A 19,969-nucleotide genomic window follows, 5' to 3' on the forward strand; every position below is an offset into this window, starting at 1 on the left:
GACGCAACTCCCGATCGCCTGGGGTATTGAAGCCGCTCGTCTCGATGGTTATCGATTCAAAAAGTCGTCTCGATCGGAGGAACGCATGAGCACCATTACCGGCGGCTGCCACTGTGGCGCGATCCGCTATCAGGCCGAGGGCGACGCGATCGTGCACGCGTTGTGCCACTGCCGCGATTGCCGGCTTCACGCCGGCGCGCCCGTGGTCGGCTGGACGATGTACGCCGACGATGCCGTCAAGGTGACGAAAGGCGAGCCGAAGGTGTACAACTCCTCGGAACATGGCCGGCGGCACTTCTGCGGCGACTGCGGCACCGGCCTGTTCTATGTCAATGCCAGCATGCTGCCGGGCATGATCGACATCCAGAGCGCGACCTACGACGATCCCGCGGCCGTGCCGGCAACGATGCAGATCCAGGTCGCCGAGCGGCTTCGCTGGATGGAGCATGCGCACGAACTGCCGGCGTTCGACCGCTATCCGCCGCAACCGTAGCGGCGGCGGATGACGCGGGCTCTTCCGGCGTCATCCAGGGATTGGCAACGCTCGGTCCGTGCGCCAGCTCATTGATGATGGCGGTGGCGATGGCGTTGCGGAACGCCGTCGGACGTGTACCCGCGCAGCTCGGCGTATCGCGCCAATTGCGCCTGATCGAGAACCGCCGCGGTGCGCAGGTGATATTTGAGATGAGCCTGCCGCAGCTCGCCCTGTGTCTTCGCGATGGCTGCGGTGGCGGATCCCAGACTTTCGTCGGTGATCGTCCGGCTGGCGAACTGCCGATCCAGATCCGCCTCCCTCTCGATCAATATGTTGCCGATGGGAGTGGTCTCGGTCTTCATCTCGGAGAACATCACCTCGACCTTGCGCCGCTGCTCCGGATTCAATCCGAGCTGGTCCGCGAGCTCGAGCACGTGGGAGGGCCCGGGATATCCATTGAGCTCGGCCGCGAGCGCGAGCCCCATGCCGCGCCCCGCCCGCAGATCGCCGATCTGCTGGTCCGAGAGCGCCTTGATGTGGCGGGACTGCATGCCGGCGTACGGCGTCTGCGCCAAACCGGCAGCCGGCGCGAGCAAGGCGATGATCAAAACGACGATCTTCATGATTTTTCACCCATGTTGCAGGACATCCACCAACACTACTCGGCGGCTTGCGGAACGTACACTCCCATCACCGCTTCCTCGGTAAGTTCGCCACCCGGCGGCAGCCCCTGCCCCTTCGCCAGTCCGAAAATCGCGGGGATCACGATCAGCGTCAGCAGCGTCGAGGATATCATGCCGCCGATCATCGGCACCGCGATGCGCTGCATGATCTCGGCCCCCGTACCGGTGCTCCACATAATCGGCAGCAGGCCCGCCATGATGGCGACCACCGTCATCATCTTGGGCCGGACGCGTTCGACGGCGCCTACCATGATGGCGTCGTGGAGATCCCGCCGCGTGAAGACCCCGCCCTCGGCGCCGCGCTTCGCCTTCATCTCAGCCAGCGCGTGATCGAGATAGATCAGCATCACGACGCCTGTTTCGGCGGCGACGCCCGCGAGCGCGATGAAGCCGACCGCGACGGCGACCGACAGGTTGAAGCCCAGCCACCACATCATCCAGATGCCGCCGACCAGCGCGAACGGCAGCGACAGCATGACGATGAGGGTCTCGGTCATGGCCCTGAAGTTCAGGTACAGCAGCAGGAAGATGATCGTCAGCGTCACGGGGACCACGATCTTCAGCCGCGCTGCCGCGCGCTGCAGATACTCGTACTGGCCGCTCCAGACCACGTAATAGCCGGAGGGGAACTGAATGCTCTCCGTCACGGCGCGTTGCGCATCGGTGACGTAGCTGCCGATGTCGCGATCGCGGATGTCGACATAGACGTAGGTCGCGAGCTGGCCGTTCTCCGTCCGGATCGACGTCGGCCCGCGCGCCGGCTCGACCTTGGCAACCTCGCCGAGCGGTACGGCGCCGCCCGCGGGCATCGGCACCAGTATGTCGCTGGCGATCGCCTTGGGATTGTCGCGCATGTCGCGCGGATAGCGCATGTTCACCGCGAACCGCTGCCGGCCTTCCACCGTCGTCGTCACGGTCTGACCGCCGAGAGCGGCGGCGACGGTGTCCTGCACGTCCTGGATCAGGATGCCATAACGGGCGAGCGCCTCGCGATCGGGCACGATCTCCAGATAGTACCCGCCGATGCCGCGTTCGGCGTAGGCCGAGGACGTGCCGGGGACGGACTTGATCACCCGTTCGACCTGCCGCGCCAGCCGGTCGATCTCGACGAGGTCGGTGCCGATCACCTTGACGCCGACAGGGGTGCGGATGCCGGTAGACAGCATGTCGATGCGCGCCTTGATCGGCATGGTCCAGGCGTTGGAGACGCCCGGAAACTGCAGCGCCTTGTCCATCTCCGCGACCAGGCTGTCGACGGTGACGCCGGGCCGCCACTGCTCCCTGGGCTTCAGGTTGACGATCGTCTCGAACATCTCGGTCGGCGCCGGGTCGGTGGCGGTCGCCGCCCGCCCCGCCTTGCCGAAGACGGACGCGACCTCCGGAAAGGACTTGATGATGCGGTCCTGCGTCTGCATCAGTTCCGCCGCCTTGGTCACCGAGATGCCCGGCAGCGTCGTCGGCATGTAGAGCAGCGTGCCTTCGTCCAGCGTCGGCATGAACTCGGTGCCAAGCTGGCGCGCCGGCCAGATCGTGATGGCGAGCACGACGAGCGAGGCCAGGATCACCAGCGTCTTGGCGCGCAGCACGCCCTTGATGACCGGCCGGTAGATCCAGATCAGGAAACGGTTGATGAAATTCCTGTGCTCCGGCACGATCCTGCCGCGGACGAAGATCACCATCAACGCCGGCACCAGAGTGACGGACAGCAGGGCGGCAGCCGCCATCGCGAAGGTTTTCGTGAACGCCAGCGGGCTGAACAACCGCCCCTCCTGCGATTCCAGCGTGAAGATCGGCATGAACGACACGGTGATGATCAGCAGGCTGAAGAACAGCGCGGGCCCGACTTCGGACGCAGCGTCGATCAGGATCTGGACGCGCGACTGATCGGGCCTGGCGCGTTCGAGGTGCTTGTGGGCGTTCTCGATCATGACGATCGCGGCATCCACCATGGCGCCGATCGCAATCGCGATGCCTCCGAGGCTCATGATGTTCGATCCCAGTCCCAGCAGCTTCATGGCGCCGAACGCCATCAGCACGCCGACCGGCAGCATCAGGATCGCGACCAGCGCGCTGCGGACATGGAGCAGGAACACGATGCAGACGAGCGCGACCACGATGCTCTCCTCGAGCAGTGTGTGCTTGAGCGTATCGATGGCCGCATAGATCAGGCTGGAGCGATCGTAGACCGGGACGATCTCGACCGAGTTCGGCAGGCTGCTGGCGATCTCCCGGAAGCGCTTCTTGACGTTCTCGATCACGTCGAGGGCGTTGACGCCGAAGCGCTGCAATACGATGCCGCTTGCGACTTCGCCCTCACCGTTCAGCTCGGCGATGCCGCGCCGCTCGTCCGGCCCGAGTTCGACATTGGCGACGTCGCGAAGCAGCACCGGCGTGCCGTTGCTCGTCTTCAGGACGATGTTGCCGAGATCGTTGATGCTCCTGATGTAGCCCTTGCCGCGAATGACGTATTCGAACTCCGACAGTTCGACTGTACGTCCGCCGACGTCGGCATTGCTGGCGCGGATCGCCTCCCGGATCTTCTGCATGCTGATGCCGCGATCGCGCATCCGCTGCGGATCAAGCACCACGTTGTACTGCTTGACGAAGCCGCCGATGCTGGCCACCTCGGCGACGCCTTCCGCCTTGGCCAGCGCGAACTTCAGATTCCAGTCCTGGATCGTGCGCGTGTCCGCGAGGTTCAATTGCCTTGATATCACGGCGTACTGATAGACCCAGCCGACGCCAGTCGCGTCGGGCCCGATGGTCGGGGTGACGCCGGCGGGAAGCCTGGACGACGCGCCGTTCAAAAACTCCATGACGCGCGAGCGCGCCCAATAGATGTCGGTGCCGTCCTCGAAGATCACGTAGACGAACGACACGCCGAAGAAGGAGAAGCCGCGCACCACCTTCGATTTCGGCACGGTCAGCATTGCCGTCGTCAAGGGATAGGTGACCTGGTCCTCGATCACTTGCGGCGCCTGGCCGGAATATTCTGTGTAGACGATGACCTGCGTGTCCGAGAGGTCCGGAATGGCGTCCAGCGGCAGATGAACCAGGGCGTAGAGGCCGGCGGCGGCCGCAAAGCCGGTGCCGAACAGCACCAGCAGCAGATTGCGCGCCGACCAGGCGATGATGCGGGCGATCATTTGTGCTCTCCCGCCGCATGGCCCGCGTCGGAGGCCTGAGGAGCAGCCTCGGCGAAGCCTTTGAGCGCGGCCTTCAGATTGCTCTCCGCATCGATCAGGAAGTTGGCGGATGTGACCACCGCCTCGCCGTCCGCAAGACCGTCCCGCACCTCGATATAGCCGCCACCGCGCCGGCCGAGCTTCACGTCCCGCGGCTCGAAGCGCCCGTCCCCCTTGTCGACGAGAACGGCCTGGCGCGTGCCGGTGTCGAGCACCGAGCTATCCTGTACCGCCAGGACCGGCGCGCCATCTGCCGTGTCGATGTCGGCATCGACATACATGTCCGGCAGCAGCGCCGCGTCGGGATTGGCGAGCTCGATCCGGACGCGAACCGTCCGGGTATCGCGGTTCACCTGCGGATAGATCACGGCGATCTTGCCGGTGAACGCGCGGCCGGGAAAGCTTCGCGCGCGCACCGCAACGGACTGCCCCACCCCGATATTGCCGAGATCGCGCTCGGCGACGTCGACCAGCGCCCAGACCAGCGAAGTGTCAGCGATCCGGAACAGCACATCGCCGGGATTGGCACGCATGCCTTCGATCGCGTTGCGCTCGAGCACGATCCCGTCGCGCGGCGCCGACCAATGGATGGTGACGGGCGCGACGCGCGTCTTCTCCATCTCGGCGATCACCTGCTCGGGGACGTCGAGATTGACCAGCCGCTGCCGCGAGCCGCGGCCGTACGACTCGACGCCGCCGACGGTCTTCGAGGTGATCGTCGCGAGATACTCGGCAGCCGCAGACGCGACCGCCGCGCTGTAGATCTCCATCACCGGCTGGCCGGCCTTCACGCGGGTGCCGGTGGTGACGTCCGCGACCTTCTGCACGAAGCTTTCGGCGCGCATCGCGATCACCGAGACGCGGCGTTCGTCCAGCTGAATTGTGCCGGGCGCCTTCACCAGCACCCGGATTGATCGCCGCGCCACCGGCTCGGACTTCACGCCGGTGCGCTGGATCTTGCCGGGCGACAGCTTCACCGTCCCGTCGTCAACGTCGTCACCTTCGTAAACGGGGATGTAGTTCATTCCCATCGGATCCTTCTTCGGCACGGGCGAGGTGTCGGGCAGCCCCATGGGATTGCGGTAGTAGAGAATTTTTCGCGACGCGGCCGCTTGCGATGGCTTCGACTCTGCAGGGGCTGCCTGATCGTCATCGTAGACCGGCAGATAGTCCCGCCCCCGCTCGTCCTTCCGCGGCCCGGCCGACCAGAGCGGCGCGCCGCTCGGATCGCGGTAATAGAGCGGAGTTTTGGCACCGCCTGCCGTGGCCGAGACGACCTCGGCATGGACGGACGAGCCGCCGTCGTTCATGAGCCAGAAAACGCCCAGGGCCAGGCTGCCAGTGAGCGCGAGTGCGGTGAGAAGACGTTGCGTGTTCATCGCCAGATACCGCGTGCCGCGGGCGCGCGTCCATGTAAACGGGAAAGAGAAGTTCGGGCGCCGTCCGGCGGCGCCCGAAGGCTCACTTCGTCGCCTTGACGATGACCTTGCTGGTGACCGTCTCAGGCTCGCCCTGCACCTTCGCCGAGAGCGTGACCTGATAGCGGCCGGCCATCGGCAGGTCGGTCTTGAAGGCATAGACGCCCGGCTCTTGGGACGGCAGCGGCGCGACGGCCGACTCCATGTCGGCCATGCCGTCAGGCGCCATGTCCACGCGAGTCCTGAAGATCACCGCGTCGGAGACCGGCTTGCCGGTCTGCTTGTTTGTCAGGCGAACGGCGAGCGTGACGTCGTCGCCCTTCTTCATCTCGGGATTGACCGGCTCGAAAGCGTAATCGCCTGCCCCCGCCATGGCGGCCGAAGCGGCGAGCGAAAGGGTGGCGGCAAGAGCCGCAGCGCTGAATCTGAAAAGCATTTCCTGTCCTCATGAATTGATCTTCCGCCGTGACGCATGACGCGCGCACGTCAGCCAGCGACGCGCGCAGCCGTGCGCACGCGTCGTTAAATTGGCGAGATCAGATTCGAGGGGGCCGGAAGGGAGGACTGCCGCCGCGGAAGGCGACGACCTGATCGTCGGGAATGACGGTTTCCCCCGCCGCTATGGCAAGCAATTCGAAGGCCAGGGGCCGGATGTCTGCAAGTGCGATGGTGCTGCCGACACAGCAGAACCCCATCCCGCACTTGTAGCCGCCGGTGTCGGAGCCCGTTCCCTTCATGTCGGGACAGCAATCGTCCATCGACATTTCTCCGTGGCCGCTCATGACCATGGTCGCCGGCATGTCGTCCGACGACATGGCGAGGCTGGAAGCGGACACGCCAACCGGCAGCATCGCCAGGGATAGGGCGATGGCGAATGCCAGGATGGTACGGACGATCCGCATTAATCTGCTTTTAACTGTTGGGACACTTTCTGGAACCGCAGCGTTTGTAACATATCCCGCTGCCGAAAGCATTCTTTGATCCGGGTCAAGCATTCGTGACCGCGGGTTCGGCACCTGTCACCGCGATCACCCCCGACCAAGCAGCGAACTCCCGGGGTCGCTATCTTGACCTCGATAGATGCTTCTCCGACGGAGTCATGCGCGCCCACAGCAATGCGAGCGGGCCCAACGCGATTCCGGCCGCGAGCACGATGAAAACGAGCAACCAGCCCTTCGCACTCTGCGGACCGCCAGCAGCATCGAGCGCAGCCCCGGTTCCCCACGCTCCAATCGCGGACAGGCCGAAGCCAACCGTCGAATGCAGGGCCAGGGTCGCCCCGCGATGCTCGGAAACAGCCGCAGCCGACATGCCCGCCGTCAGCGCGCCTGAATCCGCCGGCACCGTCAGGCCATAGATCATCAGCAGCAACGCCAGCACCCATGCCGGAGCCGTCGCGTTGAGGCCGATGGCGAGCGCAACGCAGGCCGAAGCGATCATCACCACCGTGATCGCACGATGCCGCCCGAATTTCAGGGCGGCCTCATTGCCGAGGATACTGGCCGGCATCGAGATCACCGCGAAGCAGAAGCTCATCAGGACCGGAGAGAGCCATGAGGGCGCGCCTTGATGCGCAACGACGAAGGTCCAGAATCCGACCAGCCAGGTGCGAATGCCATAGAGCTCGAAGCAGTGAGCGCCGTAACCGAAGATGTAGCCGAGCGCCTCGCGGTTGGCAAAAACGGGTGCAAAGTTCAGCAGGCGTCCTGCTCTGGGAGTGGGGCGGCGGCCCTCGATCGCAAGACACGCGACCACCATCGCAATCGGCCCGATACCCGTCACGTAGAATGCCGTCCGCCACCCCCAGCGATCGGCGAGGATTTGCGCGATCAGGAAGGACAGGCCGACGCCGACCGAGAAGCTCGACGTGTACAGCGTTACCGCCCGTGAGGTGTCGCCGGCCGGCAACCGGTCGGTCAGCGCCTTGAGCCCTGGCATGTAGGCACCGGCAAAACCCAAACCCGCGAGCGACCAGATGATGGTCCCCGACCAGAACCCTTGCGCGAAGATCCCGAACGCGACGGTCGCGACTCCGCTGACGACAGAGCCGCCCAGGAGCACGAGTCGTGCATCGATGCGATCGGTCAAGGTCGTGAGCACGGGCACCGCCAGCATGTAGCCGAACGCGTAGCCGCTCGCCATCAGCCCGCCTTCCGCGGCGGACAACCCCCACGCCGGCATCAGGTGCTGCGCCAGATTCGCGGACAACGTCACATGCGGCAGGAGATTGCCGAGCTGACCGATACACATTGCCGCAATCAGCGGCCAGCCGCGCAAGCTACGAATGCTCTCCTCCCATCCCGTGGGTGCTCATGTCGTCCGATCGGCACGAAGGAGCAGAAGCGCGAACAAGGCGGAGGCCGAGGCCAGCGCGCTGATCCAGAGCGCGCTGCTGCCGAAATGATCCACCATCAGTCCCAGCGCAAGCGGCGCGAAGGCGCCTGTTGCCCTCGACGGCAGGGAGATCATGCCGACCCGCCGGCCGAATCCCGCCGGCCCGAACAGCGCCAGCGGCAGCGTGCCACGGGCAATGGTGATGATGCCGTTGCCCGCGCCATACAGCACCGTGAACGCCGGCGCGAGCCAAGGGCCGCCCGCGACCAGCACAAGCACGCCGATCGGATTCATCAGCATGGCGAGCCGCGCCGACAGCAGCGGATGAAACCGGCCGAGCCATCCAGCTTCCAGAAGGCGGGCGCCGACTTGCGCGGGTCCGACCAATGCTCCCGCGAACAAGGCCTGTGCCGGCGTGGCGCCGAACGCCACCAGCATGGTCGGCAGAATGGCCGAGACTCCGGAGCTGACGAAGCTTGCCGCCGCAAAGATGTATGCCAGCAGCATCATTGCGAAGCCTTCGCTCTGGCGGCCGGAATGTTGGCTCGCGCCCGTGCCCGGTCGGGACTCCTGGCCCAAGGGAGCGGCACGGGGCAACGAAAGGTTGAGCGGCAACGCCAGGCCGATATGGATCACCGCCCATGCCTGGCAGGCCGCGCGCCAGCCGTACTCCGAAGCGAGCCATGTCGTGAGAGGCCAGCCGAGCGTGCTGGCGAAACCGGCGATCAGGGTGATGCCGGTGATCGTTCGTCGCGCATCGGCGCCATGGATGCGCGCAAGCGTCGCGAAGGCCGCTTCATAGAGGCCCATGCCCATGCCGATCCCGAGCAATATCCAGGCTGCGATCAGCACCGCTGCGCCATGGGCCAGTGAGAGCAGGAGCAGGCCTGCCGCGAAAACGAGGTTCGAGGTCGCAAGCAGGCCGCGCCCTCCGAACGTATCGATGGCATGCCCGACTCTCGGACCGAGCAGGCCGGAGATGACGAGCGCTCCCGACAACGCGCCGAACACGTAGGTCGGCGCAAGACCGAGATCGCGCGCGATCGGTGCAGCCAGGATCGCGGGAAGATAGTAGCTCGACGCCCACGCAATGGTCTGCGCGGTGCCGAGCGCGACGACGACAGCGAGCGGGCCCGCAGGGCCTCGCCTCATGAGCACCCGCATCCCGCGCCGCCTGCCTTCCTGTCGGATTCATCGGCGGCACAGCAGGCCGAGGGCTCGGCCTTGGCCGGACCGCCGCAGCATCCCGCATCACCGGCGGACTCGACGCCGCCACGTGTGCAGACACCGGTCTCCGGCAACACGAGTTCGACCCGTGCCGCAGCCTCCTTGTCGCCTGCGATCTCGGCGACGATCGAGCGGATCTGCTCGTAACCGGTCATCATCAGGAAGGTCGGCGCCCGGCCGTAGGATTTCATGCCGGCCAGATAGAAGCCGGGCTCATCATGTGCGAGCTCACGCGCGCCGTGAGGCCGCACCGTTCCGCAGCTATGCTCGTTGGGATCGATGAGCGGCGCAAGTGCGACGGGCGCCTCGATCGCCGGGTCGAGCCGAAGCCGCAGCTCGGACAGGAACGAGAGATCGGGACGGAAGCCGGTCGACACCACCAGCTCATCCGCCACCACGCTCCGCGCACCGCAGCACGCGCCTGCCGAAATCCTGAGGCGTCCTTCGGCCTGCGAAAGGTGAGTGACGCCGAACCCGGTCTCGACCTTGATCTTTCCAGCGGCCACGAGCGCGGCGAAGGCGGAGCCCAGCTCGCCGCGCGCGGCAAGCTTGTCGTTGCCACCGCCGCCGAAGGCCTTTGCAGGATCACCGCCGCGCAACAGCCAGACGGGCTGCGTGCCGGGCACCTCCTCGGCGAGTTGCGCGAGATCGATCAACGTGCCCACCGCGGAATGGCCAGCACCGAGCACGGCGACGGTCTTGCCGGCATATTTGGCGCGCGCAGCCCCTCGCACATCCGGCATGCCATAGGCGATGCGATCGGTGTGCTCGCGTTCGCCGATCGCGGGCAGACCGTTGCTGCCGGCGGGATTGGGCGAGAACCAGGTGCCGGATACGTCGATGACGGCGTCGGCGCGCAGCACCTCGGGTCCCTTGCCGTTCTGATAACGAATTTCGAAAGGCGCCTGCTCGCGGCCCCTGGTCTTCGCCTTGTCGAAGCCGACGCGGCTGATCGCCGTGACGCGGCTCGAGGTCCGGATCCTTTCACGCAGCGGCGTTCGCGTTGCGAGCGGCGCGAGGTAGCGCTCGATCAGTTCGCGGCCGGTCGGATAGGATTGCGGATCCGGCGAATTCCAGCCCGTCGGCGCGAGCAGGCGCGCCGCCGCCTTGTCGACATTGTATTCCCACGGCGAGAACAGCTGGACGTGCCGCCACTGCCGCACCGCATGCCCGGCTTCCGGTCCGGCCTCCAGCACGACGGGGGACATGCCGCGTTCGAGCACGTGCGCGGCGGCGGCGAGACCGACCGGCCCTGCCCCGATGACGGCTATCGTCTTCTTGTTCATCCGAATTCTCCGATCTTTCTAGAATTATAGAATAATTCGCGAAATGATTCAGGCCGCCGTCTGAGCATCCTTGCATCCGACTTCGTCGGCACAGCACTCCGCGACCAGGAAGTCGACCAGGCCGCGCATGGCGTCGAAATTGGCGTGGCAGATCAGGGTCGTCGATTCCCTGATCTGGCTGACCAGTCCGACCGAGACCAAGGTCTTGATGTGGTGCGACAGCGTCGACGCCGGGATCTTCAGCTTGTCCTGCAGGCGGCCGACCGGCATGCCGGCGTGCCCCGCCCGGACGAGCGCGCGATAGATCTGCAGCCGGGTCCGATTCCCCAGGGCTTCCAGTCGTGCTGCTGCATCATCGATCTTCATGGGCACCACGATGCATCCGGGCCACATCGGCTGTCAAACTTTATTTCTAGAATAATCGAAATATGGACGGGGTGATCGAGTTTCAGGTTGACGCGACCCGATCAATTCCATAAATCTGGATATATGGAACCAGAAGAAGCCGTCCTGGCGCTCGCCGCGCTGGCTCAACCGACCCGTCTTGAGGCGTTCCGGGCGCTGGTCAGACACGAGCCGGATGGTCTTGCGGCCGGCGACCTCGCGCGCCTGCTGGAAGTCCCTCAAAACACGCTCTCGGCGCATCTGTCGATTCTGAGCCGCGCGCGCCTCGTGCTGTCCGAGCGGCACAGCCGCTCGATCATCTACCGCGCCAACCTCGGCGAGTTTCGCGAGGTTGCCGTTTTCCTGCTGCGGGATTGCTGCGGCGGACGACCGGAAGTTTGCGAGCCCGTCGTCCAGACTCTGCAATCGTGCTGCGCTCCCAAGCGAAAGGATAAGGTCCGTGCCTGATCGCATCTACAATGTGCTGTTTCTCTGTACGGGCAATTCCGCGCGCTCGATCCTCGCAGAGTCGATCCTCCGCAAGGACGGTGCCGGGCGCTTTCGGTCCTTCTCCGCAGGAAGCACGCCGAAAGGCGCCGTGCATCCGCTGGCCCTGCGCACGCTTCAGTCCATGGACTACCCGGTCGACGGGATGCGCTCGAAGAGCTGGCTCGAGTTCGCCGCAGCCGACGCGCCGGTGATGGATTTCGTCTTCACCGTCTGTGACAACGCAGCCGGCGAATCCTGTCCGGTCTGGCTGGGCCAACCGACGACCGCGCATTGGGGCATCGAAGATCCTGCGTCCGTCGAAGGCAGCGAGATTGAAAGACTTGCGGCCTTCTCGATAGCGTTCCGCTATTTGAAGAACCGTATTGGCGCGTTCGTGAACCTGCCCCTCAGCGGCATCGACCGGCTTTCGCTGGGGACCAAGCTGCGGGAAATCGGCCGCTCCGAGGGGGCAACGTCCGGCAAGAGTGACGTGGCGTAACCATGAGCATCTTCGAACGATACCTCACTTTGTGGGTCGCGCTTTGCATCGTTGTCGGCGTCGCATTGGGGCACGTCATGCCTGGCTTCTTCAGCGCGATTGCAGCCGCCGAGGTCGCCAAGGTCAACCTGCCAGTCGCGATACTGATCTGGCTCATGATCGTGCCGATGTTGCTGAAGATCGACTTCGGCTCACTGGGCCAGGTCCGGGAGCATTGGCGCGGCGTCGGCGTCACCCTCTTCATCAACTGGGCCGTGAAGCCGTTCTCGATGGCGCTGCTGGGCTCCTTCTTCATCGGTCACCTCTTCGCACCGTGGCTGCCGGCCGGCCAGATCCCGTCCTACATCGCCGGCTTGATCCTGCTTGCGGCTGCCCCCTGCACCGCGATGGTGTTCGTATGGTCCAATTTGTGCGAAGGGGAGCCCCATTACACCCTGAGCCAGGTCGCACTCAACGACGTGATCATGGTTTTCCTGTTCGCGCCGCTTGTAGGGTTGCTGCTCGGAGTGGCCTCGATCAGCGTGCCCTGGGACACATTGCTTCTGTCCGTTCTGCTTTACATCGTTGTTCCCGTGATCGTCGCTCAGCTATGGCGCAAGGTGCTGCTGCGAGGTGGCGACGACAGGTTCAACCGCGTCATGCGGATGCTGCAGCCTGTCTCACTGGTCGCGCTCCTCGCGACACTGGTGCTTCTCTTCGGCTTTCAGGGAGAGCAGATCGTCAGACAGCCCGTCGTCATCGCGATCCTCGCCGTCCCGATTCTCGTGCAAGTCTATTTCAATGCGGGCCTGGCCTATTGGCTGAGCCGACGGTTCGGCGTGGCCTGGTGCGTCGCGGCTCCAGCTGCCCTCATCGGCGCGAGCAATTTCTTCGAACTGGCGGTCGCCGCCGCGATCAGCCTGTTCGGCCTGGACTCCGGCGCTGCGCTGGCGACCGTCGTTGGCGTCCTCGTCGAGGTCCCGGTGATGCTGTCCGTCGTCCGCATCGTCAAGGCCACGCGAGGCTGGTACGAAGCCGGGACCGGTAAAGTCCCCGCCACCCTGGAGGCCGGCAAGTGAGGCGCCCTCTGCCGCCGGTCAATTTCGGCCGGAGCCCCGGAAAACACACGCATTCCGGCGCCTTCGATAGTCGCCGCGATCACAAGCGTCGGCCTTGCGAAGTTCTGCGGAGCCATCGCTGACCCGCTGCTGGTATGAATTGGCCTCAAACGTGCCGAGAGGCGCGGCGAAGCTGCTGTCGTGGAGACCCGATCTTGACCGTCACGATCTATCACAACCCTGCCTGCGGCACCTCGCGCAACACGCTGGCGATGATCCGGCAGAGCGGCACTGAGCCCGTCGTCATCGAGTATCTCAAGACGCCACCCTCGCGGCAGAAGCTCAAGGAGTTGATCGCGACGATGGGCGTTCCGGTCCGCGCGCTGCTGCGTGAGAAGGGAACGCCGTACAAGGAGCTCGGCCTGGACGATCCCAAATGGTCCGACGACGAGCTGATCGACCAGATGCTCGCTCATCCCATCCTGATCAACCGCCCGATCGTGGTGACGCCAAAGGGCACGCGATTGTGCAGGCCCTCGGAGGCGGTCGTCGATCTGCTCGACAGTCCGGTCGGTCGCTTCGTGAAGGAAGACGGCGAGGTCGTCGAAGCGCGATAGGCCGGCATCTTCCCCCGGCGCCACGCCGGCCCGGACCAGGCGCCCGCATCGAACGCGGAGCTATCCGAGCAAGAAGCCCTTCAGTCCGGCGTAGATCGAGCCGATGCCTGTCACGGCGACGCCCGCCAGCGGCCCCGCGGTCTGCATGAGGTCCTGGATCAGGCGGGCGCGGCGGCGCAGCTGCTCCTCACCAACGTGCTGCCCCAGCAGGCGCGCCACCCGGAACGCGAACGCATTCGGCTTGCCGCCTTGGGTCAGCACGCGCGGCAGGACCTGGAATATCACCACGCTCAAGATGTTTCCGGACACGAAGGCGAGCAGGATGCTGGCACCGTACTCGAACACTTCGCGCCATTCGATCCAGGCTTCCGGGAGGATCGGGACACGATCGTGGATCCCGGTGACCGTCAACATGGCGAGGATGCTGACGCTCGCGGCCGAGAACGCCAGTACGAACGCCGTCAGGGCGGAGACCCGGTGCAGCGGATAGGCCAGGAATCCGAACAGGAGCGGTATGACGATCGATGCGATCCGGAGCGGGATCGGCGAGACGTTGAAAGTGATGGTCACGAGCACATGCGCGATCACCAGCAGCAGGGATGGGATGGCGACGTAGAGCACCGCATGCGTTCCATAGTAGCGCAACGGGTTCTTGTAGCGCTCGAGGCGGACATTGACGCGGTCGAGATCGCGCCTGAGCCTGTCCAGATCAGTGACGATCTCTTCGATCTCGAGCAGTATCGGCCGCACCGCGCGCAGGTCGCGCGAGCAATGCTTGCACGCAATGGCTTCGTCCTTGATCGTCTCGGCGCAGAACGGACATTCCATCGCTAGCGCGAATGCCTCCGCCTCATGAAGGCCTCGATCTCGTCTCGGGCTCGCTTTAGCTCGTCGCGCAATTGCTCGCGCTTGCGGAGGAGATCGTCGCGCTCAGCAACCAGCGTGGCGGGAGCGGCGATGTCGCGACCGCAGGACGAGCAAGCCAGCGCATCCTCAGCAGTGCCGGACCGGCAATAGGGGCACGTCACTTGGGGGCGACCTTCAGGGTAAAGACGGTCGTGCCCAACCGGCCGTCGCTGTCCTTGATATCGACGCGCACGGTGTATTCGCCCGGCGGCAGCTCGGCATCCTGCATGTTGATGCCGTCGGCCTTCACGAAGGGCTTGACCCGAGGGGTCAGATCGACATTCGGCGTCCGGAGGAAGATCATCTTGACCGAGTCCGGATCGATCTTTGTGCCGCCGAACGATTCGAACTTCAGCAACAGCCTCATCGGCGAGCTGACGGACTCGCCGGGCGAGACGAACTCGACCTTGGGTCCGCGCAGGATGCCGCGCCGGTCCGCAGCGACCGCTCCCTTCGGAGGTGGAAGCTTCGCTTCCTCTTCCGTGATCAACTGCGTGGCGCGCGACGGTTCCGAACACAACAAACCCGCAGCCGCGAGGCCCAGCAAGATAGTTCGCTTCATTTTCCCTGCCCCCCTTCCTTGTTCATCAACGCAAGCCGCCATCGCCGATGATGGTGTAAGGCGCCCAGAACAGCGGATGCGCGTAGGCGAACTCGGTTTTGCCTTCGCTGTTGAGGTAGCCGTGCCCATCGACGAGGGCCATCGCCGCCTGGCGCAGCGCTTCACTGCGCGACAGCTTGGGATCGTCGGCCTGCCGCTTGAAGAGGTCCGTCACCAGTTCCCGGGCCGATTGCGAATGCACCGACCAGTTGGTCACCAGCAGCGCGCGCGTTCCGGCGTAGAAGAACGCGCGACCGAGCCCGGATGCCGCCTCAGCGCCGGCTCCGGCGCCCGCGCCGGTGTTGCAGGCCGACAGGATGACCCAGTCCGCATCGAGCTTCAGGCCGAGGATCTCCTCCATCGTCAGGAGGCCATCGCCACCCTGCCCCGTCACTGCCGGCGAGGACAAAGCGAGTGCCGGCTGCGTCAGCCCATTCAGTTCGCCCGGCACCAAACCGTGGGTCGCAAAGGCCAGGATCCTGAAGCCGGAGAGATTCATGGTCTTCACGGCGCTCTCGGTGGCGTCCTTGCCGAGGAACAGCACCTTCGAGGGATCGGCCTGCAGCGCCAACGCGATCGACTTCAACTCATCCGCGGTATCGGGAAGCCGGGGCAGCAGACCGAGCTCGGCACTGTCCACGCCTTCGAGCTTGGGACTGTTGCGCCGCTTCAGCGGCCCGCCGCGCGTGACATTGCCGCCGGCATCGGCGACCTGCACCTTCTCCCCGGCGCCATCAGCCTCGGCCTGTTGATCCCTGTTGAAATAGGGATCGCCGAAGGCAACGAGGTCGCCGCGGCCGGGCTTGCCCGGCGGCAATTGCCGCAGCGTGCGCAGCGCTGCCGCGGACGGCACCGTCGACACGGCATGGGTCCGCGCCAGCCACGGCACATTGCGATAGCCAGCGAACAGCGGGTCCTCGTCGGCGGCCACCTCGACCTTCGCGGTCGGCAACAGGGACAGGGGCAATAGCCCGAGCGCGCCATTGGTGACGACAATCAGGTTCTTGGCCGGCTTCCACCCGCTCTCGACGGGCTTGAGCAGGAGCTCGTAGAGCTCGTGGCCGAGCGCGAGGTCGAACGGCGGAATATCCGAGATCATCGCCGCCTGCGGCTCGAGCGCTTCGCGCAGCTTGCGGATCTTGCTCTCGATGTCGCCGATCCTGGCCGGCACGGCGGCGAACGCCACCGGCCCCGATTTCGGCACAGCCCAGACGAAGCTGGCGTTCTGGCCGAAATAGAACGACAGCATGGCCTCGTCGTCGGCCAGCGTGGCGCGGATCTCGGCGACGCTCGGCGGCTTGGGCGAAACGAGATCGGCGTAGATCGGGAATTTCTGCTTGATCTCCTGTCGCGCCTTGTCGCGTTGACTGCGCAGGGCCGCGATCGAGGCCTGGATTTGTGCAACGCCCTTCTCGTCGCGCTCCGCCGCAGGGAGCGCGAGCACGTTGTTGAGCGTGCCGAGCTGGGCGTTGACCTGCTTGGTCATGTCCTGCTCCTTGCGCACGAGCTCGGCAAGCGCGGGATCCTTTGCCGCAGCACGCGCGCTCGAGGCGGCGAGCGCCTGCTGCACCGAACGGCCGCGGATGGCGTCGGCGAGACTGAACGTCTCTTGGCCGACATCCTTGTTGGTCCCTTCGGCCCTGGCCAGCAGCACCAGATAGCTCTCGACGATGGCCTGCAGCCGCTGGCTGCGCGCAGCGACCACGGTCGTGTTCTCGTCGTCGGCATTCTCGTTGGCGCCCGCCATCATGACCGGGATGGCGGCCTTGTATTCGCGGATCGCCTCGGCGTCGCGTCCGGCGCGCATCAGGCCCATCGCCAGGGTGCCGCGCGCCGATGCGGCGTCGAAATGATTCTCGCCGACCCGCGCGATCTGCTTCTTCACGAGTTGCTCGGCGGCGGCGATGCCGGCGTCCAATTGACCGGAACCGTAGAGCGACAGGATGCGGGACGGATTGAGCTCGAACACCTGGCGGCGCTGCGGATCCCAGCCGGCAACGGCCTTGTCGATCCGCGCGAACATCGCGCCGGCTTCAGCGTTCTGACGGCGAAGTGTGAGGATGCCGGCGAGCTGCGACAGCAATTGCACCGTTGCCTGCGAGTCCTCCGGCACGCCCACCTTGTTGTTGATTTCGAGGGCGACGCGTCCGAGCTTCTCGGCCTCTTCGTAACGGCCCTGGTCGACAAGGATGCCCGCAAGCCCCATCACGAAGCGCGGCGTGACGGAATTGTACTTGCCGGTATCTTTCAGGCGCGACAGCAGCGCACGACGCGCGTCCACCTCAGCCTCGGCGAGCCGGCCCTGCTTCGCCTTCATGCGCGCCTGGTTCAGGATGATGCCGTCGATTGCCTGCAACAGGATGGTTTCGGCGGGCGGATTGTCACCTTCCAGGATCGCCTTCGTGCTTGCGCGCTTGCGCAGTTCGGCGTTGCGATAGGCAGCTTCCGCGTCGGCAAACTGTCCTCGCGCCTCGAAGATCAACGCACGCCCGAGTTCCAGCTCGCCTTCCCAGCTCTGGCCGAACTTGGCATAGGCCGCTCGCCAGTTGGGATGGCCGCTGGTGCGGGCCTCCTGGATCGCAGTCTGGCTGCGGCGCAGATAGCCCTCGGCCTGCGCGACGTCGCCCATCTGGATGAGAACGCTGGCGATGCCGCGGTTGGTGTTGAACTGCAATCCCTTGGCGCCGGGCATGCTGGCGGATTCGCGCAGCAGCCTCTGCATGATCTCGAGCGAGCGCTTCGGATCACCCGCGAGCGCGTGCTGCAGGGATTGGAGTTGCAGGATACGACCCAGCAGGTTCGGATTAACGGCGCCGCGCCCGACCTCTGCGGCCTTGTCGGCGTCCGCCATCGCTTCGGCGAGCCGGCCAAGCTGGGCGCGCGCGTTGGCGCGGTCGAAATAGAGCTGGGCGAGATCCCCGCGGGACTCCTTCCCGGTCGGAACGGCGTCGGCATCCGACTTGAGCTCCGCGATCATTTTCTCGTCGGGCTTGTCGCCGTCGAGAACCGCCGTGATGTCAGCGATGCTGCGGGGCGGAGCGACGAAGTCCTTTGGAAGGGCGGTCCCGGCGTCGAGCTTGTGCGCCGTTTCCTTGGGAATCTCGACAGCCACATTTGCGCGGCCGTTGGCTGCGTTCATCGCCGCCATCACGCAGGCCCTGACCTGGGGCGATGCCTTGGCACGGCAGGCTTCGAGATTGGCGCCACCGGCGGGCCCACCGCCGGCGCGCATGCAGCCCTGCACGATCGGCTTGCCGACCGTCATCCGGCAATTCTCGATCGCCGCCTCCTTGGTCAGTGCGGCGGCAGGGCCGGCAGATCCGAGAACGACGGCAAGTACCAGCAGGGTGCGCGGGGCAACGTCCAGACGGCTTGTGAGGGGACGCGGGGCGTCGAAGCTCATCTCAAAGGACCTTTGGGCAAATGGACTTGAAGGAAAACAAAATAATCCTAGCCATCCGGCCCGGAAGGACAAGCGCAATCAGGGTTCCCAAACGATGTCTGGGCTGGATGAAGGCTTTGATGCAGCGCGGCGCGGCCAGGCAGAGCCACGAAAGCGCGGGATTCGGATCCCAATGCGCCGATCGATACGGACGGTCCGCGCTCGCCAGAAGCCGCCCTTGCGCGTCTCAGCCTTTGGAGACGACCGCCCGCCCATAGGGCGGCTGCGCTGCGACCGGCGGGTTGGCAGTCTGGGCGGCGAGCTCGCCGATCAGGCGATCGGCGTCGGCAGCCATGCCGTCGGGAGCCTGGATCACCAGGCGCTCCAGCGCCCAGCGATAGGACGAGACGCGCTGCTCCAGGCATTGCTGCACCCACTGCACGATCAGCGAGTTCTCCTGCATGCGCGCGACCGCGTCCTCCCTCTCCCTCGGCGAGAGCGCGGAGACTCGCGCCATGCTGGCATCGCGCTTCCTGTCGAGATCGATGACGCGGATCGCGCTGGCGAAGAACGGCTCGAAGCGGGTGATGTCGTTGCGGACATCCTCGATCAGCTGAGCATAACGCGAGGAATGCGAGCGATGCGGCTCGTCGATCAGCGTGCGTCCGTACATGGTGCGGTCGAACACGATCTTCTGCCGCCAGGGCGACGGCAGCGCCTTGTAGTCTCCGAACACGCTCTTCCATGCCGGGCGCGACAGCGGCGGCTCGATCATGGGATAGGCGAGGTCGCGAAGCTGACGCTCCTCGTCGGTGAGCTGGAATTGCGAGGGCTTCAGGCCGACGCTGGAGGTGACCTCCGCGCCCAGCCAGCGATGCATGTCGTCGCTGCGCATGTCGGCGCGGGTGCGGCCGAAATCGCCGCCACTGCAAGCGCCCAGCATCGCGCCGAGCAGCGCGAGCAGGACGGCCGATACGAAAGGCCGGATATGGCGGATGGGATCCGGCATTGCGAAAAAGCCGGACCTAACGACGGCGACGACGGCGCCCCGGCGCTGTGCCCTGCTCCGGCCCGCGATCGCCGCTGGTTTCGTCGCTCTCGCGCTCGATGCGGATCACCGGGAGGATCAGAACCGTCCCCATGTCCGCGTGCGGCGAGACGTCCCCCGACGAGCCTACCCGGCGACCGGCCGGAAATTCGATGATGGTCCCCATGTCAGCTCTCTCGATTGCCGCGCGACCGAACGCGCCCCAGCAACATGGGTTCATTAAGATCAGTTCATGGTTAACGGGGTGTAAACGCGGCTTTCGGACCGTAACCGCACGGGTCGGGGCGCGGCGTCCCGTTGCGGCACGAGAAACGTTCAAAACAAGCCTCCCGTTTCACGCCTCGTTTTCCTTAACGAGCCTTTAAAGGAGCCTGCGATAGGCTCACGGCGAGTCTCTT

Annotated in this window: 19 protein-coding genes; 5 read left to right on the forward strand and 14 right to left on the reverse strand. The window is 65.4% G+C overall.

Going from position 1 to position 19,969, the window contains the following annotated elements; all coding sequences use genetic code 11:
* Window positions 1-85: 85 nt before the first annotated feature.
* Complete coding sequence (locus AX729_RS01235; RefSeq protein ID WP_061020079.1) at window positions 86-493, forward strand: GFA family protein; 408 nt, start codon at window positions 86-88, stop codon at window positions 491-493.
* A 68-nt stretch (window positions 494-561) separates the two neighbouring features.
* Here AX729_RS01235 and AX729_RS01240 read toward each other — a convergent pair whose 3' ends face one another.
* The 9 genes from AX729_RS01240 to AX729_RS01280 all read right to left on the reverse strand — a co-directional run bounded on the left by AX729_RS01240 (window position 562) and on the right by AX729_RS01280 (window position 10,974).
* Window positions 562-1,098 (reverse strand): Spy/CpxP family protein refolding chaperone, encoded by a 537-nt coding sequence (locus AX729_RS01240; RefSeq protein ID WP_061020080.1) that lies wholly within the window; start codon window positions 1,096-1,098, stop codon window positions 562-564.
* Between the two features lie 35 nt (window positions 1,099-1,133).
* Window positions 1,134-4,304, reverse strand: coding sequence for an efflux RND transporter permease subunit (locus AX729_RS01245; protein WP_061020081.1), 3,171 nt, complete (start codon window positions 4,302-4,304; stop codon window positions 1,134-1,136).
* Window positions 4,301-5,722, reverse strand: a complete 1,422-nt coding sequence (locus AX729_RS01250) for an efflux RND transporter periplasmic adaptor subunit (RefSeq protein WP_061020082.1) — start codon at window positions 5,720-5,722, stop codon at window positions 4,301-4,303. Before AX729_RS01250 ends, AX729_RS01245 begins: the two co-directional genes overlap by 4 nt.
* 82 nt (window positions 5,723-5,804) lie before the next feature.
* A complete protein-coding gene (locus tag AX729_RS01255; RefSeq protein ID WP_061020083.1) occupies window positions 5,805-6,197 on the reverse strand; it encodes a FixH family protein in 393 nt (130 codons plus the stop codon).
* A gap of 100 nt (window positions 6,198-6,297) precedes the next feature.
* Window positions 6,298-6,663 carry a hypothetical protein gene (locus tag AX729_RS01260; protein WP_061020084.1) on the reverse strand — a complete coding sequence of 122 codons (366 nt, stop codon included), beginning with the start codon at window positions 6,661-6,663 and terminating at the stop codon, window positions 6,298-6,300.
* 160 nt (window positions 6,664-6,823) lie between these two features.
* A complete protein-coding gene (locus tag AX729_RS01265; protein ID WP_061020285.1) occupies window positions 6,824-8,011 on the reverse strand; it encodes an MFS transporter in 1,188 nt (395 codons plus the stop codon).
* A 60-nt stretch (window positions 8,012-8,071) separates the two neighbouring features.
* Window positions 8,072-9,247, reverse strand: coding sequence for an MFS transporter (locus AX729_RS01270; protein ID WP_502686893.1), 1,176 nt, complete (start codon window positions 9,245-9,247; stop codon window positions 8,072-8,074).
* Complete coding sequence (locus AX729_RS01275) at window positions 9,244-10,608, reverse strand: FAD-dependent oxidoreductase (protein ID WP_061020086.1); 1,365 nt, start codon at window positions 10,606-10,608, stop codon at window positions 9,244-9,246. The genes AX729_RS01270 and AX729_RS01275 overlap by 4 nt, the downstream gene beginning before the upstream one ends.
* Window positions 10,609-10,656: 48 nt before the next feature.
* Window positions 10,657-10,974 (reverse strand): ArsR/SmtB family transcription factor, encoded by a 318-nt coding sequence (locus AX729_RS01280; protein ID WP_061020286.1) that lies wholly within the window; start codon window positions 10,972-10,974, stop codon window positions 10,657-10,659.
* Window positions 10,975-11,097: 123 nt separating this feature from the next.
* On the opposite strand from AX729_RS01280, the gene AX729_RS01285 reads away from it, so the two are divergent.
* The 4 genes from AX729_RS01285 to arsC all read left to right on the forward strand — a co-directional run bounded on the left by AX729_RS01285 (window position 11,098) and on the right by arsC (window position 13,634).
* Entirely contained in the window at window positions 11,098-11,460 is a 363-nt protein-coding gene (locus AX729_RS01285) for an ArsR/SmtB family transcription factor (protein WP_061020087.1), read from the forward strand.
* Complete coding sequence (locus AX729_RS01290) at window positions 11,453-11,980, forward strand: arsenate reductase ArsC (protein WP_061020088.1); 528 nt, start codon at window positions 11,453-11,455, stop codon at window positions 11,978-11,980. The genes AX729_RS01285 and AX729_RS01290 overlap by 8 nt, the downstream gene beginning before the upstream one ends.
* 2 nt (window positions 11,981-11,982) lie before the next feature.
* Window positions 11,983-13,038, forward strand: a complete 1,056-nt coding sequence (gene arsB / locus AX729_RS01295) for an ACR3 family arsenite efflux transporter (RefSeq protein ID WP_061020089.1) — start codon at window positions 11,983-11,985, stop codon at window positions 13,036-13,038.
* Between the two features lie 194 nt (window positions 13,039-13,232).
* A complete protein-coding gene (gene arsC, locus AX729_RS01300) occupies window positions 13,233-13,634 on the forward strand; it encodes an arsenate reductase (glutaredoxin) (RefSeq protein WP_061020090.1) in 402 nt (133 codons plus the stop codon).
* 60 nt (window positions 13,635-13,694) lie between these two features.
* Here arsC and AX729_RS01305 read toward each other — a convergent pair whose 3' ends face one another.
* The 5 genes from AX729_RS01305 to AX729_RS01330 all read right to left on the reverse strand — a co-directional run bounded on the left by AX729_RS01305 (window position 13,695) and on the right by AX729_RS01330 (window position 19,737).
* Window positions 13,695-14,462, reverse strand: a complete 768-nt coding sequence (locus AX729_RS01305; protein WP_061020091.1) for a hypothetical protein — start codon at window positions 14,460-14,462, stop codon at window positions 13,695-13,697.
* A 196-nt stretch (window positions 14,463-14,658) separates the two neighbouring features.
* Window positions 14,659-15,102 carry a hypothetical protein gene (locus AX729_RS01315; protein ID WP_061020093.1) on the reverse strand — a complete coding sequence of 148 codons (444 nt, stop codon included), beginning with the start codon at window positions 15,100-15,102 and terminating at the stop codon, window positions 14,659-14,661.
* A gap of 25 nt (window positions 15,103-15,127) precedes the next feature.
* A complete protein-coding gene (locus AX729_RS01320) occupies window positions 15,128-18,544 on the reverse strand; it encodes a CHAT domain-containing tetratricopeptide repeat protein (protein WP_061020094.1) in 3,417 nt (1,138 codons plus the stop codon).
* A 226-nt stretch (window positions 18,545-18,770) separates the two neighbouring features.
* Window positions 18,771-19,532, reverse strand: a complete 762-nt coding sequence (locus AX729_RS01325) for a hypothetical protein (protein ID WP_061020095.1) — start codon at window positions 19,530-19,532, stop codon at window positions 18,771-18,773.
* A 16-nt stretch (window positions 19,533-19,548) separates the two neighbouring features.
* On the reverse strand, window positions 19,549-19,737 hold the full coding sequence (locus tag AX729_RS01330; protein ID WP_061020096.1) for a hypothetical protein: 189 nt from the start codon (window positions 19,735-19,737) through the stop codon (window positions 19,549-19,551).
* Between the last annotated feature and the right edge of the window lie 232 nt (window positions 19,738-19,969).

Source organism: Bradyrhizobium sp. CCH5-F6 (assembly GCF_001556045.1).
GTDB lineage: Bacteria > Pseudomonadota > Alphaproteobacteria > Rhizobiales > Xanthobacteraceae > Bradyrhizobium.

Excerpts from the sequence above, each read along its gene's own strand:
- AX729_RS01280 (WP_061020286.1), bottom strand. The coding sequence starts at position 10,974 with ATGAAGATCGATGATGCAGCAGCACGACTGGAAGCCCTGGGGAATCGG.
- AX729_RS01270 (WP_502686893.1), bottom strand. The coding sequence starts at position 9,247 with ATGAGGCGAGGCCCTGCGGGCCCGCTCGCTGTCGTCGTCGCGCTCGGC.
- AX729_RS01325 (WP_061020095.1), bottom strand. The coding sequence starts at position 19,532 with ATGCCGGATCCCATCCGCCATATCCGGCCTTTCGTATCGGCCGTCCTG.
- AX729_RS01330 (WP_061020096.1), bottom strand. The coding sequence starts at position 19,737 with ATGGGGACCATCATCGAATTTCCGGCCGGTCGCCGGGTAGGCTCGTCG.
- AX729_RS01260 (WP_061020084.1), bottom strand. The coding sequence starts at position 6,663 with ATGCGGATCGTCCGTACCATCCTGGCATTCGCCATCGCCCTATCCCTG.
- AX729_RS01245 (WP_061020081.1), bottom strand. The coding sequence starts at position 4,304 with ATGATCGCCCGCATCATCGCCTGGTCGGCGCGCAATCTGCTGCTGGTG.
- AX729_RS01250 (WP_061020082.1), bottom strand. The coding sequence starts at position 5,722 with ATGAACACGCAACGTCTTCTCACCGCACTCGCGCTCACTGGCAGCCTG.
- AX729_RS01305 (WP_061020091.1), bottom strand. The coding sequence starts at position 14,462 with ATGGAATGTCCGTTCTGCGCCGAGACGATCAAGGACGAAGCCATTGCG.
- AX729_RS01255 (WP_061020083.1), bottom strand. The coding sequence starts at position 6,197 with ATGCTTTTCAGATTCAGCGCTGCGGCTCTTGCCGCCACCCTTTCGCTC.
- AX729_RS01285 (WP_061020087.1), top strand. The coding sequence starts at position 11,098 with ATGGAACCAGAAGAAGCCGTCCTGGCGCTCGCCGCGCTGGCTCAACCG.
- AX729_RS01240 (WP_061020080.1), bottom strand. The coding sequence starts at position 1,098 with ATGAAGATCGTCGTTTTGATCATCGCCTTGCTCGCGCCGGCTGCCGGT.
- AX729_RS01265 (WP_061020285.1), bottom strand. The coding sequence starts at position 8,011 with ATGTGTATCGGTCAGCTCGGCAATCTCCTGCCGCATGTGACGTTGTCC.
- AX729_RS01275 (WP_061020086.1), bottom strand. The coding sequence starts at position 10,608 with ATGAACAAGAAGACGATAGCCGTCATCGGGGCAGGGCCGGTCGGTCTC.
- AX729_RS01320 (WP_061020094.1), bottom strand. The coding sequence starts at position 18,544 with ATGAGCTTCGACGCCCCGCGTCCCCTCACAAGCCGTCTGGACGTTGCC.
- arsB (WP_061020089.1), top strand. The coding sequence starts at position 11,983 with ATGAGCATCTTCGAACGATACCTCACTTTGTGGGTCGCGCTTTGCATC.
- AX729_RS01315 (WP_061020093.1), bottom strand. The coding sequence starts at position 15,102 with ATGAAGCGAACTATCTTGCTGGGCCTCGCGGCTGCGGGTTTGTTGTGT.
- AX729_RS01235 (WP_061020079.1), top strand. The coding sequence starts at position 86 with ATGAGCACCATTACCGGCGGCTGCCACTGTGGCGCGATCCGCTATCAG.